Annotated in this window: 5 protein-coding genes and 1 pseudogene; all 6 read right to left on the bottom strand. The window is 68.7% G+C overall.

Going from position 1 to position 16,651, the window contains the following annotated elements:
* Window positions 1–31 precede the first annotated feature (31 nt).
* On the bottom strand, window positions 32–559 hold the full coding sequence (locus ACGFYN_RS38255; RefSeq protein ID WP_393870586.1) for a flavin reductase family protein: 528 nt from the start codon (window positions 557–559) through the stop codon (window positions 32–34).
* Window positions 556–1,323: a thioesterase II family protein gene (locus ACGFYN_RS38260; protein ID WP_393870587.1), complete on the bottom strand. Its 768-nt coding sequence runs from the start codon at window positions 1,321–1,323 to the stop codon at window positions 556–558. Before ACGFYN_RS38260 ends, ACGFYN_RS38255 begins: the two co-directional genes overlap by 4 nt.
* The gene (locus tag ACGFYN_RS38265) at window positions 1,320–8,318 is read right to left on the bottom strand and encodes an SDR family NAD(P)-dependent oxidoreductase (RefSeq protein ID WP_393870588.1); all 6,999 of its coding nucleotides are present in this window, start codon (window positions 8,316–8,318) and stop codon (window positions 1,320–1,322) included. The genes ACGFYN_RS38260 and ACGFYN_RS38265 overlap by 4 nt, the downstream gene beginning before the upstream one ends.
* Before the next feature lie 164 nt (window positions 8,319–8,482).
* The gene (locus ACGFYN_RS38270) at window positions 8,483–8,995 is read right to left on the bottom strand and encodes a phosphopantetheine-binding protein (RefSeq protein ID WP_393870637.1); all 513 of its coding nucleotides are present in this window, start codon (window positions 8,993–8,995) and stop codon (window positions 8,483–8,485) included.
* A 134-nt stretch (window positions 8,996–9,129) separates the two neighbouring features.
* A pseudogene (locus tag ACGFYN_RS38275) lies at window positions 9,130–16,158 on the bottom strand (beta-ketoacyl synthase N-terminal-like domain-containing protein); the annotation flags it as partial.
* Window positions 16,044–16,631 carry a hypothetical protein gene (locus ACGFYN_RS38280; RefSeq protein ID WP_393870638.1) on the bottom strand — a complete coding sequence of 196 codons (588 nt, stop codon included), beginning with the start codon at window positions 16,629–16,631 and terminating at the stop codon, window positions 16,044–16,046. The pseudogene ACGFYN_RS38275 and the gene ACGFYN_RS38280, both read right to left, overlap by 115 nt.
* Window positions 16,632–16,651: the final 20 nt, after the last annotated feature.

Here is a 16,651-nt window from a genome sequence, read left to right on the forward strand (position 1 = left end):
GCCCTGACAGGTGCTCAAGCACGTTCGCCTGTCATGACATCGGTTGGAGACGGTGGAATTGGCCGGCTTGGTAGACCAGTGGTCCGCCGTGGTCGCCGAGATCGCTGTCTAACACTTCGGCCACGACGATGCGGTGGCCTGCCACCGGAACCAGAGCGACCACGCGGCAGACGAGCCGTGCCAGGACGCCGTCCAGGAGGGGGACATCGCCGGGCCCATGGCGCCAGATCGTGGGGGGAGCGAAGCGGTCCGCGCCGCTGCGGGCGAAGGTGGCTCCCAACTGTCGCTGGTGATCTGCCAGGAGGTGCACTCCCACGTAATGCGCTTCCGCGATGACCGGCCAGCACGCGTTGGACGTAGCGATGCCAAACGAGATCATCGGGGGATCCAGAGAAACCGAGTTGAGCGAGGTGGCGGTGAATCCCACTGGCTCGTCGCCTTGGGCCGTGATGACGGCGACGCCGGCGGCGTGCTGCCTGAACACCGAGCGCAACTGTTCCGAAGAGGCCGCTTTCCCAATAGGGGGGATGTCGTTCGGCGCGGTGTGCCCGAGACTCATGACACGTCTTCCGCGGAGTGGTTGCGGATCACCTGCGCGACGGCTTCAGCGTGGGTGTCCAGGTAGAAGTGCCCGCCGTCGAACACGTGCAGGGTGAAACCGCCTGCCGTGTGCCGGGACCAGGCCTGGGCTTCGTCGATCGTGGCCTGAGGATCGTTCATCCCCACGAGGGAGACGATCGGGCGGAACAGCCGCGGGCCCGCCACGTATCTGTAGGTCTCAACGGCCCGATAGTCGCTTCTCAGCGCCGGCAGGATCATCTCCAACAGCTGTTGGTTCTCGAGTACCTGGCTGTTTGTGCCGTCCAGGGCGCGGAGCTCCTCCACAATTTCGGCGTCATCATGCAGATGCATTGGACGTGCTGTGGCACGTGTCGTCGAAGGGGCTCGACGTCCCGACGTGATCAGGGTGAGCGGAGCGATTCCCCCCTGTTCCATCGCGCGTGCCACCTCGAAGGCGACCAATGCGCCCATGCTGTGCCCGAAGAGGAGCGTCGGACGGGAGTCGGTCGCCTTCAGCTCGGCAGTGATGAGGTCGGCAAGTCGTGCGATGTTCTCGACCGGGGCCTCCGAGCGCCGGTCGTGTCGTCCCGGGTACTGGACGGCCACAACCTCCATAAAAGGGTGCAGCATGCGGGACAGCTTGAAGTAGTACGACGCTGCTCCCCCGGCGTGCGGGAAACAGACCAGCCGAGGCCCTTGGTCGGGGGCGGGATGGAAACGCCTCAACCAAAGAGCTGACGAGGCGACGGATACGCCTGTCATGAATGTTCGTTCCCTTCGTGGGAGTTGTCGATGGCGTCGGCGCGTGTGAGGGGGCTCGCAGGCCCGTATACACCGTCGCGCCACGGCCGATCACCGATGCTGAAGTTGGCCCCGTGCGCCACGTACTCGATGACAAGGCACAGCTCGTTCGCCATGGCTTGCGCCGTCGATGCCTCGAAGGCATTCGCGTCGTACTTGAGAAACAGCTTGTAGCCGTCGGGGCCCTGATAGATCTCGACAGTGACGGGCATTTCGCCGGAGTCCGGCAGGTCGTCGAAGGGCCTGATGTCGAGGGGACCAGACACCGCGGCATTCGCCCCGGTGAACAGCGAGGCCCCTTCGAAGTTCTGGAAGATCAGATTGGTGACGATCAAGTCGCCAGGCACATCGTCTTCTTCCGCCGACAATGCGCGTTCGATCTCCAACACAGGATAAGCACCATGCTCGATGCCCTGCACAATCGCTCGGCTCACCCGTTTGAGGAGCGTGTTGAAGTTCTCACCGTCGAACACGGAGGCCCGGATCGGCAGGCAGTTGACGAACTGGCCAATGACGTCCTTGAACCGTTCCTCGTAGCGGGCTGCTGTCGGAAATCCGACGATGAGATCCGACTGGCCGGTCAGCGCGTGCAGAAAGACGGTGTACGTCGCGAGGAAAAGAGCAGCCACACTGGCTTGGTGAGAGCGCGCCTGCGCGACAAAGGCATCCGTCACATCCGAGGTCAGCTTCGCGAGTACGATGCCGGTACGGGGCGCAAGGCTCTCGGTGTGCCACCGGTCACGGGGCAGAACGAGTTCGCTGCGTGGTCCACGCAGCTCATTGACCCAGTAGGCGCGATGCCGCTCCGCTTCAGGGCCGGCGAGCAGGGCCGTCTCCCAAGTGACGAAGTCGGCGAAGGTCGCCTCACTGGGGTCGGCTGCCGGGAGCTCCTGCGACCTCAGCGCTGCACCGTAGGCATCTTGCAGTGAACGCATCAGGACCGCGGCGGACGTCCCGTCCATGACGAGATGATGGGCCGTGACGAGCAGCAGCCGCCGCGGGTGCCGGGAGCGGGAATCGAGCGTCACCAGATGGGCCCGTGCCAGGGGACCGACCGCCAGGTCGAACGGACGGTTGGCCAACTCCCGCAGCTGGTCGAGCTGTTCTTCCCGCGAAGGGCCGGCAATGTGCGCCCGCTCCAGTGGTATCCCACGCTTCCGGTCGAGCTCCATATGGGGAACTCCGCCCGTCTCCCGGAAGACGGCTCCCAAGATCGGATGCCGCTCCGTCTGCGACCGGAACGCCTGCCTCAGCGCTTCCTCATCCACGGCCCCGTGAATCTCGAACAGGAGAGGAACGTTGTACGTGGAGGCGCCCGGATGGCGCAGGAGCCCGCGCCACATCCTGCTCTGGCTGCGTGACAGCGGCCAGCACTCGACGGCGGCCGTGGCGGGCCGGGAGGCCACCAGAGCGTCGACGGCCGCCGGGCGGTCGGCCAGGAAGTACGCCACCAGCCCGGCCACGGACTCGACCTCGAACACCACCGTGGACGGCACGTCGTCGCCCAGGTCCGCGCGGATCTCGTTGGTCAGCTGCAGGACCAGCAGCGAGTCCAGGCCGTACGACGTCAGCGGAACCGCGACGTCTATCTCCTGTGCTGGTATGCCCAGCACCTCGGCGGCCGCGGCGCGCAGATGGTTCGTGAGCGCATCGGCCGCATCGGCCGCCGCCGGTGCCCGATCGACCGTTGCCAGTTCCCTCTGCGTCTGGTCATGCGACGCAGCCATACGCGGCGTCACCGTGTCGCATCGCGACGCTTGTGTGACGAGCGGTCGGGGAGTCGCGTCCCGGATGACCTGCCGAACGGTTCCGTCGCTCTCAGCCGCGAGGATCTGCTGGCCGAGTTCGCCCGCCTGTGGCAGCACAGGCACGATGGTGCCGAACCCCTCGGCTGCCAGGAGCTCGCGCCAGCCCTCGGCGGAGAGCGCCGGCGATCCGGGGATGCGCAGCGCGGTGTCCTCCGCCAGCCACCAGCCCTCCAGCAGACCGAAGGTGAGATGGCTGAAGATGTCGAACTGGGACAGCTCGTTGAGCACCAGCCAACCACCGTCGCGCAGTGCCGCCTTGGCATTGCGCAGGGTGTCACGCATGTGTGTGGTGGCGTGCAGGACGTTCGCGGCGACGACGATGTCGTAGCCACCCTCCGCCATGTCCTGCGCTGCCAGCGGCTTCTCCACGTCGAACAGGGCGCAGTCGAGGTAAGGAACGTCGGGTCCATGGGTTGCGCGAGCGTCGTTGAGGAATGCCTTGGACACGTCGGTGTACAGGTAGGTTTCGATGCTGTCTTGGAAGGGCTTGAGCGCTCGGAACAGGCCGGCGCTGGTACCGCCGGTGCCGGCTCCGATCTCCAGGATGCGGATCCGCGCGCTCCGGTCGTTGCGCAGCCGTTCGGTCACCAGGCGGACGACTGTGTCCTGTACGGCGTGGTTGTAGGCGTCCGCCACCGGGTTGTCGCGATAACACCCTTCCACCAGTTCGAAGGAGCCCCGGGGGAAGATGACGTCGGTCGGTCGCCTGACGCCGGTGAGGATGTCGGGCAGCGCCTGCATGGTCGCAGTCACCAGTGCCAGTTCGGCGTCGACACCCAGCAGGTCGACGGACCAGGACCGCCGTCGTTCGTCCCACTCGTCAAGCGCGGCTTTCAGGGACGGCGCGGTCTCCGGAATCACCGACAGCGCCTGCCGCAGCCAGGGCTGGTAACGCTCCAGAATGCCTGCACGGCGACGGCGCGCCTCGACGTTCGCGTGGGGGGCGCTGTCGGGCGCATCCGAGGGCGTCAACTCGGCCTGGGCCACCACTCCGAGCTCGACGAGCTGTGCTCGCAGGATCCGCCCGAGGGCTGGGTCACGTTCCTTTTCGCGCCATTCGGCGACGGCACGCAGCACCTGATGCTCTTCCCGCCGCCGGGTCTCCTGGCTGGTGAGACCGTGCGCGGGCACCCGGGAGACCGCCCGCGCCAGTACGGTCGTCCGAACGGACGGTTCGACCGCGGTCAATGCGTCGATCGCGGTGAGCTTGACGAACCCCAGCTGGTCGCAGGGACCGCCGAGGAGGATGTCGAGCGCCTCCATCGCCTCGGGAGCCTCGATGGAGACGAGTCCCGCCCGGTGCATGCGAGGGTGGTAGTACGCGGAGGAGACGCTGCCCTGGCTTCCCCACCAGCCCCAGTTCATGACCTTGACCGGGCAGGTCCAGTGCTGGTCCAGCAGGCGGGCGTAAGCGTCGAGGAAGACGCTGCCGGCCGCGTAGTTGCCCTGTCCGGCCGTTGTCGCGAAGGACTGCACGGAGGAGAAGAACAGAGCGAAGTCCAGCTCCTCGCCGTCGAAGACCTCTGCCGTGGTGACGGTAGCGTCGATCTTCGCCGACAGACTGGCGCGCAGAGTGGCCTCCTCCATGGTGGCGAAGCTCTGGTCGCGCAGCACGAGGGCTGCGTGGACGACACCGTGGATGCGCGGGAACTCAGTCTTGATCTCGTCGTACGCAGCCCGGAGCGACTCGTGGTCGGCCGCGTCGGCCTGTACGTAGCGGACGCTGCCCCGCCCGCAGACCGAGGCGAGCCTCGTGTCGATGGTCGTGTCCCTGGGACTGCGCCCGATCCACACCACATGGGCGCCGAAGCGCTCCACCACGTGCCGTGTCCAGGCCGCACCGAGGCCGCCGGCCCCGCCGATCACAACGTAGACGCCGCCCTCGCGGTAGGTGGTCGGCTGCGTCTCCTCGACCTCGCAGGGCGCCCACCGCCGGGTCAGCCACTGACCGGCGCGGTGCACCCAGGAGTCGGTTCGCTCCCACACCGGGAGCGCCGTCAAGTCCGCCGGCCATGGATCGTCGGCCAGGTCGACGCGGCGCACGGCCCAGTTCGGGTACTCCTGTGCGAGTGAGCCGAACAGCCCATGCAGCCCCGCATGGGCAGGCAGCGTCCGCTCGGTGGCGTGTGTGGCCTGGGTACGCCGAGTGACCAGGGTGATGCCGAGCGACTGCTGATCGTACTGCGCGCGCAGCAGGCCCTTGATCATGCGGAAGGCCGCGAACACACCGTCCGCCTGGGCGGTGACGAAGCCGGCCGCGTCGGTCGCTGCGGGTGCCATGTCCGGGGCCGCCCACACCAGGTGGTCGACCGGTCCCATCGCGCGCAGGGTGTTCGTCACCTCGTCGATGGAGGCCGTGCTCGGCAGGGGCCATGTCGTGATGCGATCGTATTGGTGCGCGAGCAGGGAGAGTTGTTCCGCGCTGGCGCCTACGACCAGTACGTGATCGTGGCGAGCTGGGACGGGTTCGGTGAGCGACTGCGGCGGCAGAACTTCCCATATCGGAGCGAACAGGGAGGGAGATCGCTCCGCGACCTGCCGCGCGGTGTAGCCGGTCATGCGGACGCACACCTCCCCCGCCGTATCGAGCAGATCGATGTCGATGCGGCTGAGAGGCGTGTCCCCCGTCGGACTGTCCGTGGCGCGGACGACGGCCCACATGGACGTGGTGCACGCCGCGAAGACATCGAGCTGTCGGAGTGCGAAGGGGACGGTGGTCCCCTGCGGCAGACCGTCGCCCGTCAGGTGCAGGGCGACCGAGGCCTGGATGGCCGAGTCGAGGAGCGAGGGGTGCAGCAGGAAGGGCTCTTCGTACCGTGGCGCGGCGTCCGGTATCCGCAGTTTTGCCACCACCACGCCGGAGCCGGTGTGTGCCTCCTGGAGGGCGCGTAGCGCCGGACCGTGGTCGATGCCACGGTTCACGAGCGCCTCGTGGATGCGTTCGCCGGACACGGTGGTCGGGCAGTCACGGAGCAGCTCCGTCAGGGAGATCCGGGGTGGGCGCGAGTCTTCGGACAGTGTGGCCCGTCCCTCGCAGAAGACTGTGGGCTCTTCGCCTGTGGAACGGAACTCGAACGCGACGCCCTCGGACACGGGGCGAATCAGGAGCTCGACGTCTGCCGGTTCCGCGCCGCCGCGGCCGTCGTCGACCGTGATCGGTCGCACCCACGTGACATTGCGCAGACTGACTTTGCCGGTCGGCGAGGCGCCGAGGAAGTGTGCGGCCGCCTTCCTCGCCATCTCCAGATACACAACGCCGGGTAGGACGCGCCGACCTTGGACCACATGGTCGTCCAGGAAGCGCCGGAAGTCTGCGAAGGTGACGCGGGTCCGCTGCTCGCAGGCCTCGGCCGGCACCGGCGCGGTCGCGCACAGGGCAGCGAACGGCTCGGGGGACCGCACCTCAGCGATGGGATCCGCTGCGGCGCAGTGGCGTACTCGAGAGAACGGATAGGTCGGCAGCGGAACGCGGCGGTACGCGCCCGGGGTGAACGCATCGTCGTAGTCCAGGTCGACCCCGTGCACGAACAGGCCGGCCAGGGCATGGAGTTGCGTGCGCAGGGCGTGGGCGTCACCGGTCGCGGGGTCGGCGCAGCCACGCAGGAGCTCCCGTTCGTTGTGCGTGGCCGTCCGCTCCACGCCCCGCGCTGACACGTCGCCGACGACGGCGCGGGGGCCGTCGATCCCGGCCTCCAGCACGCGGAGAAGCTCGTCGTGGTCCTGTACGACACAGGCGAAGCGGTAACGGAAGTGCTCCCGCCCCACCATCAGCGTGTAGGCAACGTCGCCGGTGTCGTGGACCGGCCGAGTGCGGCAGTACGCCGCCAATTGCCGCACCTGCTCAGTGAGTTGTTCACGCGAGTGGGCCGACAGGACAACGAGGTGCGCCGGGCGGTCGGCGCGGGGGGCACGGACCGGCTCCGGTGCCTCCTCCAGGACGAGGTGGGCGTTGGTCCCACTGGCCCCAAAAGCGCTCACCACGCCCGAACGCGGCACCCCCTTCTGGGTGTTCCACGGCTGGGTGCGCATGGGCACGTAGAAGGGACTTCCCTCCAGACCGATCGCCTTGTTGGGTGCTTCGAAGTGGAGCGAGGCCGGGATCTGCCGGTGCCGCATGGCGAGGAGCACCTTGAGCACTCCGGCGATACCGGCAGCGAACTGCGTGTGGCCGAGGTTGGTCTTCACCGATCCGAGGGCGCAGTACGCCGTGTCGTCGGTGTCCTGGCGGAAGGCGCGCGTCAGTGCACCGAACTCGATCGGATCACCGAGCTTCGTACCGGTGCCGTGTGCCTCGACCATGCCGATGCGTCGAACGTCGATGCCGAAGGTGTCATACACCTCGCGCAGCAGGCGCTCCTGTGAGAGGGAACTCGGTGCCGTCAGACCGTTCGTGGCGCCGTCGTGGTTCACGCCGGACCCCCGGATCACCCCGTGGATGTGGTCGCCGTCGGCGAGGGCGTCGTCGAGGCGCTTCAGTACTACGACGCCGACTCCCTCACCGGGCACGAAGCCGTCGGCGCGATCGTCGAAGGTGTGGCAACGGGCGGAGCGGGAGAGCATTCCGGCCCGGCCCGCGAGATCGTACAGGCGCGGTGTCGACTGGACGAAGACCCCGCCTGCCAGTGCCATCGTCGTCTCGCCCGACCACAGGTCCTTGCAGGCCAGGTCGATCGCCACGAGGGAACTGGAGCAGGAGGTGTCGACCGCCAGCGCCGGTCCTCTCAGATTGAGGAAGTAGGAGATCCGTCCCGGGATGACCGAGCCCATGGTGCCCCACAGCCCCTGTACGGGGGCTGATTCGCCCTCGCCGCCGGGGTAGTCGCCGGCCCAACAGCCGACGTAGACGCCGCAGCGTCGTTGGTTCATCGCACGGCCCGGGTATCCCGCGTCCTCAAGGGCCTTCCAGGTCTCCTCCATGAAGAGGCGCTGCTGCGGGTCCATGCCACGTGCTTCGGTGCCTGAGATGTTGAAGAACAGCGAGTCGAACTCGTCGATATGGTCGAGAAATCCGCCGCTCGCAGTGTGTGTGGCCATCTGGTCGCCGGTGGCGGCGTCCCACCGGGTGGTGCTGGTGATCGAGTCGTCCCCGTCCGCCAGATGCTGCCACAGCGCGTCCAGGGAGTCCGAGCCGGCGAACCGGCCGCTCATGCCGACAATGGCGATGGGGGGCCGTTCCTGGTCCGGCCGGCTGCCGGGCGCTCGGGCCGGTGTACGGGCGACCGGCGTGGCCGTGCTTCCGGCGGTCTCATCTCCCTCGGCGGCGAGGGCCTGCTCGGCGGGCCGGGTGAGCTCGATGGAGTCGCGGTGGGACGTCAGCAGGTAGTCAGCCAGGCGCTGGGCCGAGCTGTGGTCGAACAGGACATTCGTGTCGAGTCGAGCGAGAGTGCCTTGCTCAGTTCGTGCGCGACTCGGACGGCGAGGATGGAGTCGAGTCCGTAGTCGGCGAATGCGGACGTGCCGATGATGTCGGTCTCCGGCATGGCCAGAGCCTCCGCGAGGACGGCGCGGACGATGCGCGGCACTTCCACATCGAGCGCGACGGACACCGAAGGGACCTCTTCCGCATCGTGCACCCGTGTGTGGGCCCCTTCGGCGGACGACGGCGCGAGGGCCTCGGTGGTCACGTCCCGCCCTGTCCCCTCGGTGGTCGCGGCGACGGGGGTCAGGTCCCCGATCCAGTACCGGGTACGCGCGAACGGGTAGGTGGGCAAGGCGATACGGCGGCGGGCGCTCCCCTCGTGCAGCAGGTTCCAGTCCACCTCCAGCCCCTTGACCCACACCGCGGCCAGCTTCGACAGTTTTCCGGCGCGCGCCCAGCGTTCCATCAGCAGTTCACGCGCGTCGTCGTCAGTCAGTTCGGCGATCAGTCCCGTGGCGACGCCGCCGAAGGCGCCGCGGTACACGAAGGTGTCGGCGTCGTCCGCAGAGGCTCCGCTCAGAAAGCCGCGCAGGGCGGTCAGCAGGTCCGCTGTTGAGTCGACGACGACCGCCAGACGCTCGCGCATCGCTTCGCGTCCGGTTTGCAGGGTGAACGCGAGGTCCGCGAGAGCGACGTCATCGCGGGTGACGAACTCCGCCAGCTTCCCGGCACTCGCGGCGAGTTGTTCCGGGGTGCGCGCCGAGAGGACGACGAGCTGCTCGGTGCTGTCGGCGGAGGACTGAGTCATGGTGGGAACGTGCTCCTCAGGCTGTGGTGAGGTGTACTCCTGGACGATCACGTGGGCGTTGGACCCACCGGCTCCGAAGGAGGAGACAGACGCGATCCGGGGCCGGCCCTCGGAGTGCCAGGGCGTCAGCTCACGCTGGACGAAGAACGGCGTCCGCTCGAACGCGATGTTCGGGTTGAGGTCCTCGGCGTGCAGGCTCGGCGCGATCTGCCTGTTCTGCAACTGAAGGACCGCTTTGGTCAGACCGGCTATGCCGGCCGCCGCCTCCAGGTGTCCGATGGCGGACTTCACCGACCCGATCGCGCAGAACTGCTTGTCGCCGGTGTGCTGTTCGAAGGCTGTCGTCAGCCCCTGCACCTCGATCGGATCGCCCAGTTCGGTGCCTGTGCCGTGGGCCTCGACAAATCCGATGTCACGCGCCGAGACACCGGCGCGTGTGAGGGCCTGGGAGATCAGTTCGGCCTGTGCGCCGGAGCGCGGCGCCGTGTATCCGTTGGAACGTCCGCCGTGATTGACGCTGGTGCCACGGATGACGGCCAGGATCCGGTCGCCGTCGGCCTCGGCTTTCGACAGTGGCTTGAGCAGGACACAGCCCACTCCCTCGCCCGGGACGAACCCGTGCCCGCCGCCGCCGAAACTACGGCAGCGACTGTCCTGCGACAACATGCCCGCGTGGCTGAGTTCGATGTAGTCCAGGGGGTGGAGGTAGAGGTTGACACCGCCGGCGATGGCGACGTCGCAGGCCCCCCGATGCAGGTGCTCGCATGCCTCGTGCACCGCGGTCAGCGATGCCGAGCACATGGTGTCGATGGTCATGCTGGGCCCGTTCAGGTCCAACAGGTACGACGTGCGCGAACTCAAGGACGCGAACGACAGCGCGGGGACGACTGTCTCGCCCGACGCCAGCCGAGCCGCGCCATGGCGCGCATGGCCGCTCTTGGTGACACCGGCGAAGACTCCGACGCGCTTTCGGTGGTTGCCGCTCAGCGATGTGCGCGTATACCCGGCGTCCTCCACCACTTCCCACGCCGCCTGCACGAAGAGCCTCTCCTGCGGGTCCTGACGTAGGCGTCGCGGGGGGCGATCTGGAAGAAGAGCGGATCGAACGAGGCGAAGTCCTCGAGGAATCCGCCCCATTTGCTGTAGCTGAGGCCGGATGCGACTGCCTTGTTGCGGTCACGCTCGTAGAAACCGGCCAAGGGCCAGCGGTCCGCAGGGACTTCCGCGATGCAGTCCCGCCCGGCCCGCAGGTTCGCCCAGAACGTGTCGAGGTCGTCCGCCTGCGGATATCGCCCGCTCATCCCGATGACGGCGATGGGTTCATCTGTCGGCGAGGAGGGCGTCGCCGTATCCCGCGGCGCCGTCTGACAGACCGTCGCCGGGGCGGCTGTGCCGGCACGGGGAACCCGGAGCCCGTCCGCGGCATGCTTCGCCGGTCCGTCCGGCGCAGGCAGGGCCGACGCGTCAGCGCCGACCGAGGCGAGCCGCTCCGCGATCGCCCGCAGGGTGGGCAGGTCGTAGAAGAGCGTCCTGGGCACGTCGCCGAAGGACAGGACGAGTTCTCTGTTCAGCTGGATGACCATGATCGAGTCAAGACCGGCCGAGCCGAGCGGCTGGTCGACGTCGACGGCGTGCGCGGGGGTCTTCGTAACGCGGGCGAAAATCTGCACAAGACGGCGGAGGCTTTCGCCGTCGTCGCGCCTCGGGGAGGCCTCTTCTCGGGAGCGCGTCGAGCCGGCGGCGCTGCCACGGCGCGCTGTGGCCGGCACATCGGCCAGCCGACCGTGGTGGACCCACACCCGGTCCTCGGCGAGCCGCCACGCCCGGGACAGCACGGCGGTCCCGTCGGTCGAGGACATCGGCGTCAGGCCTCGGCTGCTCCGCAGGTAGGACAGGGCCGCTGGGGACACCTCCATCCCGCCGTCCTCCCACAGCGGCCAGGCGATGGACATGGTGCGTCCGCTCCGTTCCCCGGCCGCGACGCGCGCGTTGCGGATAGCGGCGAACTCGTCAAGGAACGCGTTCGCGGTCGCGTAGTCCGACTGCCCGGGGTTCCCGGTGACCGCGGCACCCGACGAGAAGGCGATGAGGAAGTCGAGCGGCGCCTGGCCGAGGGCCCGGTCGAGGTTGAGCAGGCCATCACTCTTGGGCGCGAGAACGTCCTCCCACTCGTCGTTCGTCTTCGTGATCAGCCCGGAGTCCTGGATCACCCCGGCCGCATGAAACACGCCGTCGATCCGGCCGAATTCCTCGCGAACGCCCGATATCAGATGTCGCGTCTCCTCCCAGCGGGAGATGTCGGCCTGCGCGTAGCGGGCGACCGCGCCGGTGGCACGCAGTTCGTCGACGAGTGCTTCGATCACAGCGTCTTGGGGTGAGCGGCCCACCAGGACGACGGTGGCACGCACGGTTTCGGCGGCAATCCAGCGCGCCACGACGGAGCCGACTCCACCGGCACCGCCAGTGATCAGATACACGCCCGCAGGGCGCAACGGCCCCTCCTGACCGGGTGGGGGGTTCTCGGCGGGCTCCCACGCGCGCACCAGGCGTGCGCCGTCTCGGTACAGCACCACGTCGTCGCTCTCACGGGCCTCCGCCGCGAGGACGTCACCGAGGGCCTCCGCTTCCCAGGGCTCCTCACATCCGATGATCTGGCATGCCATGTGGGGGAATTCGGCCATGGCGGTGCGCATCAGGCCGGTGAGGGCGAACGACATGTCTTTCGGGCCGCCGGCCGGGATGACCGCCTGTACGAGTGCCCTGCCCGGACGCTCGTCGGCCGCCGCCGCACGGACGATCTCCAGATACTGCCACGTCACGTCGCGGAACCAGCTGTCGGGCCGCTTCTTCTTCGAGGCGACGGTCACGTACCGCACACCGGGGTCCTGTTCGAGCGCGTCCGGCGCGATGCCGGCGTCGTCGTGCAGCACGACGACGCGCCGCGCTGGGGCCGCCACGGCCTTCCTGTCCACCGTGATGGGCTGTGGCGCCCACCGAGGCACCAACAGGACGGTTCCCGCCCGTTCGGAGGCGGAGCCCGCGTCGGTGTCCGGGCTCAGAGGTGCGGCCAGTGCTTGATCGGCCGCCGGTGCTGAGGCACTGTGCGTCGCCTGACCGGGGATCCAGTGGCGTTCGCGGGCGAAGGGGTACGTGGGAAGGTGCGCCCGCCTCGGTGTGCGTGCTCCGTACAGTGCCCGCCAGTCAGGCTGGGCGCCCTGGACCCAGTCCAGCAGAATCCGCTGAAGGCTGCCGTCCCCGGCCGTGTCGTCAGCCGTGGCACGACGCTGCGCGTCAGCGGCGCCGGAGCGTTCGACGGTTCCCCGGGCCCCGCCGTGAACGACGCGGCCGTCGGTGACGAACGCCTCAAGGGCCTTGACGAGCCGCTCGTGGGTCTCGACGACCCAGCCCACACGTTCGTCCATCGCCTCACGTCCGGCCTGCAAGCTCCAGGCAAGGGAGGCGAGCGGGACTGCGGCGTGACGCTCCTTGCCAAGATGGGTCAGCAGGTTGCGCGCGACATCGCACAGCTGCCCCTGGGTGCGAGCGGAGAGCGGGACGACAACCGCGGGGACCGTCGCGCCATCGTCGCTTGGCAGCGTGTCGGGGCCTGCGGTGTACTCCTCCACCACCAGGTGGCAGTTCGAACCGCCGAAGCCGAAGCTGCTGACACCGGCGCGCCGCGGTGCCGGGGTGCCATCGCGACCGGCGAGTGCTCGCCATGTCTCGTTCTCACGCACGAGGTGGAACGGGCCGCCGTCCAATTCGATGTAAGGGTTGACCTCCCGGCAGTGGAGTGTGGCGGGCAGGACGCCGTGCTTCATGGCCAGCAGCACTTTGAGCAGGCTCGCGATGCCGGCGGCGGCCTCCAGATGGCCGATGTTCGTCTTGACGGAACCCAGGCCGCAGACGCCTCGGTTCGTGGCGCCCAGGCGCCGGAAGGCGGATCGCAGGGCCCGTACTTCAACAGGATCGCCCAAAGCCGTCCCGGTGCCGTGGGTTTCGATGTACCCGATGGTGTCCGGGTCCGTGTCGCCGACAGCCGCCGCCACGACGTCTGCTTGGGCGCCGGCGTTGGGCGCGGTCAGCGAGTTGGCCCTGCCTCCGTGGTTCTCCGCGCTGCCGAGCAGCACCCCGAGGATGGCGTCGCCGTCGCGTTCGGCGGCCGCCAGGGGCTTGAGGACAACGGCACCGACGCCCTCGCCCCGCACATAGCCGTTCGCCGCGTCCGAGAAGGTCTTGCACCGTCCGTCAGGGCTGAGCATCCCCGCCCGGTGGGCACTGACGAAGGTGCCCGTGCTGAGCAGCAGGTTCACTCCGCCCGCGATGGCCATGTCGCAGGTGCCCGACCGGATGGACTCCAGCGCGCGGTGAACGGCGACCAGGGAGCTGGAGCACGCCGTGTCGATCGGTTCGCTCGGCCCCTGGACGTCCAGCACGAAAGAGACGCGGTTGGCGAGCATGGAGTGCGCGTTGCCCGTCGCGGTGAAGGCATCCGGCTCGACGCCGTACGCGCTGAGCAGCGTCGCGTAGTCGTTTCCCGAAACGCCGAGGAAGACGCCGGTGTTGACCGGCAGGTCGGCGGGGCGGTACGCGCTGTCCTCCAGAGCGCTCCACACGGTCTCGAGCGCGAGACGGTGCTGGGGGTCCAGCAGTTCCGCCTCCCGCGGGTAGATGCGGAAGAAGCCGGCGTCGAACGAGTCCACGTCGTCCAGGACTGCCGCGTGCCGCGGGAAGTCGGCCGCCTCGGCGGCCGCGGCGTATTCGCCGTCATAACGGTGGAGCGGGAATGCGCCGACCGAGTCCACGCCGGCGATCAGGTTCGCCCAGTACGCGTCGAGGTCCCGGGCCCCGGGGAACCGGCTGGCCGCGCCGACGACGGCGACGGGCATCGGCGTACCGTCGGCACCTTGCGTGCCGTGTCCGTTCGGCAGGTTCTCCTCTACGACCGCCGCTGCCGCGGGCCGTGCGGTCGGCGCCTGGTGCGGTGCTGCCACAGGCTGGTGTGCGGTCGCTAGCGGCTGCTCGGCGCCCGGTGGCGGTACAGCGGCCTCCAGTGCACGGAAGTCCGTCCGCGAGGCAAGGCGTCCGGCCAGATCATGCTCATCGAACTCAGTCACCAGGTGCCGCGACAGTGCGTCGAGCGTGTCCAGGTCGAAGAGGATCGCCGGACCGATCGGCACGTCGAACCGTTCACTCACCTGCTCGGCGAGGGCGACGAGCGATATCGAGTCGAACCCGAACGCGTGGAAGCGGGTGGTGGCTTCGATCTCGTCGGCCTCGAACCCCAGGATCCCGGCCGCGATCACGCGCAGTTCATCGGCGACGGCCTCGACCGCCTCGGTGCCGGAGTCGGCGGACGCGGCTCCGGTCGGCATGCCGGCGCCGGTCGGCGGGGAAGCGGGCGCGTTCATCGACCCCGATGCACCGCCGGGCGGTGCCGCGAAGGCATCGGGGACGGTACGGCGGACGAGATGAGGCTCCCCCATCGCGGCGTCCTCGTCACCCCACCACACGTCGGTGAGTTCGCCGACGAGCCGGCCGGTGCCGTTCAGCAGCAGGATGCGCCCCCCGAGCCCTCCGTCCCCGGGAACGAGGTCCAGGACGACCCGGACCACATCGGCGATGTCGCGGACCGACACGGCGACCTCGCCCATCCGGTGCGGTACCAGGTTCGCCCACCGTGGCATGCCGGCCCGCTTCGCGACGAGCTGTACGCCGTGCGCGACGGCTGCCAAAACGGGCGGCTCAACGGACACGTTTCGTTTCACGTGGTTGTGCTGGAGGTCCGGCGCGGTGAGGTCGAGCACCAACCGGGTGCCCGGCATCCAGTGCGCTGCCCGCACCCCGTCGGACCTCCGCCGGCGCTCGATGCCGCCTTCGGCCAGTTCCCTGAGGAACTCTTCCTGGGTGAAGGAGCCGACAGCGTCACGGGCAACCTGGCCGATCCCCGAGTCGGGCGTGCCCTTCCACCGTTCGGTATCGGGGCCGTCGCCGGGCAGCGCGGCGAACTCGGCGACCGGTGTACGAGCGCCCGACGCGTCCTGCACGAACACGGTCCCGTGGCCGGAGCCATCGACGGCGGCGAAGGTCGTTACCAGCCGTGATGCCTTCGGCCAGTCGATGCGGCCCACCAGGTGCAGGTCGCGGATCCGCGCACCGGTCCCGAAGCCGGAGACACTCGCGCAGGCCAGGGCCGCGTCGACGAGGAACGTGGGGACGACGACACGCTCCTTGTCGTGCAGGTACGTGTAGTCGAGCAGGTCGTCGAGGTGGACGTCCATGCCGTAACGCAGGCCGTCGACGTCGGACTCGTTCTGTCCGAGGAAGGGGTGGAGTTGGTGGCGAAACACCAGCGGCTCGATCACCGAGGGTGCGGAGGGGTCCTGATCCACCCAGCAGCTGACCTGGGCGAAGGGATAGGCAGGCAGAGGCAGACGCCGGAGTCGGCGGTCGTCGGCGAGCACGCCCCAGTCGACCTTGCCGCCGTGAGTCCACGCGAGTGCAGTCTCCCGTGCGAGCGCGGCTTCCGGGCCGCTCCCGGCCAGGGCCTGTCCGGCGTCGCGCTCACCCGCGAGGTACCGGTCGATGGCACCGAGGACTCCCTGGCGGTCCGTCGCCAGAAACGCCCAGCGGCGCGGCAGTTCGTTCTTGCCCACGCGCAGACCCGTGGTTTGCCCGTGCCTCATGATCGCCGGTGGCTGATGTCTCAGGGCATGGTGCTCTGAGCAGCTGCGACGTCGGGGCCCAGGAGGGCGATCCGTTGTGCGTCGGCATAGGAAGCCGAATCTGGGGCTGGGCGGCTCATCACGCTCCCCAGCCATCCGAGGACGAAGCCCGCGGGGATGGTGATCACCCCTGGCCACGTTAGGGGGAAGCACTGGAAATCCCGGTCGGGGAACAGGGCCTGAGGATTACCGGAGACCAGTGGTGAGAAGGCAAGAAGCACCACAACCAGGCTCAGAGTCCCGTAGAGAGCAACCAGCGCACCGGTCCTGTTGAAGCGGGCCCACATGAAGGAGTACAGCAGGACCGGGGCCACGGCCGAGGCGGAAAGGGACAAGGTCGCTGACGCCAGCACCTTCAGGTTTATGCCGCTTACCAGCACGGCAAGTCCGGCTCCCACGACGCCGATGACGACGGTGGCCATGCGAGCAATTCGCACCTCGTGCGCCTCCGGAGGGCGGTGCCGGTAGATGGCGTGCGCGAACAGATCGTGCGCAACTGAGGTCGCAGCGGCCATGATCAAGCCGGCGGTGGAGGCGAGCCCGGTAGCGAAAAGTGCACAGGCGGACACGGACAGTAGGATACTGCCGG

The organism is Streptomyces sp. NPDC048419, from assembly GCF_043200415.1.
Taxonomy (GTDB): domain Bacteria; phylum Actinomycetota; class Actinomycetes; order Streptomycetales; family Streptomycetaceae; genus Streptomyces.